Origin of the sequence: Acinetobacter sp. WC-141 (assembly GCF_000313935.1) — a bacterium.
Taxonomy (GTDB): domain Bacteria; phylum Pseudomonadota; class Gammaproteobacteria; order Pseudomonadales; family Moraxellaceae; genus Acinetobacter.
Genome location: NZ_AMSS01000075.1, coordinates 1 through 2,987, shown reverse-complemented (window position 1 = coordinate 2,987; position 2,987 = coordinate 1). Strand labels below are relative to the sequence as shown.

The 2,987-nt window shown below is 34.7% G+C and carries 3 protein-coding genes and 3 pseudogenes; 5 read left to right on the top strand and 1 reads right to left on the bottom strand.

The window, feature by feature from the left end; genetic code table 11:
- From ACINWC141_RS15030 to ACINWC141_RS15020, 5 genes and pseudogenes are all read left to right on the top strand, one after another.
- Positions 1-711: pseudogene (locus tag ACINWC141_RS15030) on the top strand (IS3-like element ISAba22 family transposase); the annotation flags it as partial.
- A gap of 44 nt (positions 712-755) precedes the next feature.
- A pseudogene (locus ACINWC141_RS20540) lies at positions 756-947 on the top strand (SMI1/KNR4 family protein); the annotation flags it as partial.
- A 153-nt stretch (positions 948-1,100) separates the two neighbouring features.
- A complete protein-coding gene (locus ACINWC141_RS19815) occupies positions 1,101-1,241 on the top strand; it encodes a hypothetical protein (protein WP_000770264.1) in 141 nt (46 codons plus the stop codon).
- A gap of 158 nt (positions 1,242-1,399) precedes the next feature.
- A complete protein-coding gene (locus tag ACINWC141_RS15025; RefSeq protein WP_034678839.1) occupies positions 1,400-1,582 on the top strand; it encodes a hypothetical protein in 183 nt (60 codons plus the stop codon).
- A 180-nt stretch (positions 1,583-1,762) separates the two neighbouring features.
- On the top strand, positions 1,763-1,993 hold the full coding sequence (locus tag ACINWC141_RS15020) for a hypothetical protein (protein ID WP_009392509.1): 231 nt from the start codon (positions 1,763-1,765) through the stop codon (positions 1,991-1,993).
- A 283-nt stretch (positions 1,994-2,276) separates the two neighbouring features.
- Here the strand turns inward: ACINWC141_RS15020 and ACINWC141_RS15015 are convergent.
- Positions 2,277-2,987: pseudogene (locus tag ACINWC141_RS15015) on the bottom strand (IS3-like element ISAba22 family transposase); the annotation flags it as partial.

Below are 2,987 nucleotides of genomic sequence, written 5' to 3'. Positions count from 1 at the left end.
GCCCATGAGGAGACAAAGCAGAGCTATGGTTATATTCGATTAACCAAATACTTACAAGCTCAGGGTATAAAAATGAGTATGTACGCTGTACGTCAGATAAAAGCGCTGAACCACCTGTATTGTAAGCGACACAAGCGTTTTAAAAGGACTACGAATAGTGACCATAATCGAGCGATCTATGAAAACCTGCTGGAGCAACAATTCTCAATGACTAGACCAAATCAAGCATGGTCAAGTGATATTACGTACATATGGACTGTTGAAGGATGGCTGTATTTAGCAGCGGTAAAAGACCTTTACACGAAGCAAGTGGTTGGCTATAGCTTAAATGAGCGCATGACAACACAGCTTGTTTGTAATGCGCTAAATATGGCTATTCACAATCAAAAACCAACCAAAGAACTGATTGTGCATTCAGACAGAGGAAGTCAATATTGCAGCCAGGAATATCGAAATATACTTGAGCAATATGGTTTTCAAGGTTCAATGAGCAAGCGCGGAGACTGTTACGATAATGCACCGATTGAAAGCTTTTGGGGAATACTGAAAAATGAGTTAGTGCATCATTACAACTATCAAACCAGAGAAGAAGCCAAAGCAGATATTATAAAATACATTGAGTTATTTTATAATCATCGAAGAATTCAAAAGGGTTTGGGTTTTAAGACACCAAATCAAATGGCCGAAGACTTTTATAAGTTGGCTGCCTAGAATCTCCCAAGGGAAAGTCTCCTGATAATTCAGCGTATATCAGATCGACACCTGGTGGAAATTTTATTTGTTTTGATTACAGATTTCCTTGGATAAAAGATCAACCTAAGATTGTGCTGGTTTTACACGATGAATTCTATGATTTTGGAATGAATGAGGGTAAAAGAAAGGTTCTGTACCTAGCAGATAATTTTGTGCATTTTATAAATTCATTACATGAATTTATTGAGTACTGATTATTACTGTCATTAAAGAAAGCTCATAATCATGAGGGCTTTTTTATTACACATTGCTCAAAAAATATACATAAACCTCTCTAAAACGAGTTGGAACGCTACAAACGTGAATGATACTTTAAATTCCACTCTTCCTAATAAGTGAGGTGAGCAATGAAATTGTTAGCTTTGATTAGTATGGGAGTTGCAGCGAGTTATTGGTATAAAACTATAAAAGATAGCAAGCCAACTCTTCTAAAACCAAATTTCGATGAAATAGTAAAAAACTTTGTATTAGCAGAATTTAAAGCTTAATGCATTTAACAATCTTAATTAAATAAAAAGCTCATCAGAAGGTGGGCTTTTTTGTTTTATAGATTTCAGATTTTCTTTTAATAATAAAAAACACGTTAACGCACTTGTTTATTTAGTGGATCTAAACTAACAATGCAGCAAAACAGGAGTGTTAAAGTATGAAATCAATAAGTGAGTACATTCCTAATGAGGAGCAAGAAGAGGAATCTTTGATTACTGCAAAAATTGATTCAAAAATTGGAAAATTAAGGAAAAGAAGGGATGAACATTTACTATCCTATATTGATGAGGAGAAAAATATTAAGTATAAAATACAAATAGAAAGTTCAATCAAGAGCTGATATTCGATTTTTATCGAATTGTATGATGATATTTGATTAATAAAGCTTATCTATCCTAACCAATATGACTAAAAATTCCTGACCGTTTACAGTAAATAAAACTCTGCAAAGTATCCTTATTCTGGGGAGATTTTTTCTATATGTGTTAAGCTGATCTTCATAAATTTATGGATTATTACAATGTTTATTTGTATTGGCGGTGATTTGGACGGCGAAGTTGTTAAAAACCGTGAAGGAACGTTCTTTAAGGCGAGTGAAATAGATACAAGTAAGCAATCAACTTACAACTGCCAGAGTTATATTATTGGTAAAAATACATATCGATTTTGGCTTTGTGCGGAGTTGACCTATGCTGAGACAACAAAAATAGCGAATGATTACTTGGCACAAAAATATTCATACCTTTCATAATTCAGTTATTAAAAAATAAGCCCGCCAATTTTGGTGGGTTTAATCTATCTAGGGGGGGATTGGCTAAATATTGCTTAAGTGAAAAACAATTAAAAAAGCCCCTCATATCTGAGAGACTAGTCATATCAATTTTCTGGAATGAATGGCTGTAATTTCTTAAATAACTAAACAAATCAAATTGATAAAAGTAGTTAATAGTATAATAAATCAGTGCACTAATTTATTTTTTATAGTAGCAGAGTGATATACGCTGAATTATCAGGAGACTTTCCCTTGGGAGATTCTAGGCAGCCAACTTATAAAAGTCTTCGGCCATTTGATTTGGTGTCTTAAAACCCAAACCCTTTTGAATTCTTCGATGATTATAAAATAACTCAATGTATTTTATAATATCTGCTTTGGCTTCTTCTCTGGTTTGATAGTTGTAATGATGCACTAACTCATTTTTCAGTATTCCCCAAAAGCTTTCAATCGGTGCATTATCGTAACAGTCTCCGCGCTTGCTCATTGAACCTTGAAAACCATATTGCTCAAGTATATTTCGATATTCCTGGCTGCAATATTGACTTCCTCTGTCTGAATGCACAATCAGTTCTTTGGTTGGTTTTTGATTGTGAATAGCCATATTTAGCGCATTACAAACAAGCTGTGTTGTCATGCGCTCATTTAAGCTATAGCCAACCACTTGCTTCGTGTAAAGGTCTTTTACCGCTGCTAAATACAGCCATCCTTCAACAGTCCATATGTACGTAATATCACTTGACCATGCTTGATTTGGTCTAGTCATTGAGAATTGTTGCTCCAGCAGGTTTTCATAGATCGCTCGATTATGGTCACTATTCGTAGTCCTTTTAAAACGCTTGTGTCGCTTACAATACAGGTGGTTCAGCGCTTTTATCTGACGTACAGCGTACATACTCATTTTTATACCCTGAGCTTGTAAGTATTTGGTTAATCGAATATAACCATAGCTCTGCTTTGTCTCCTCATGGGC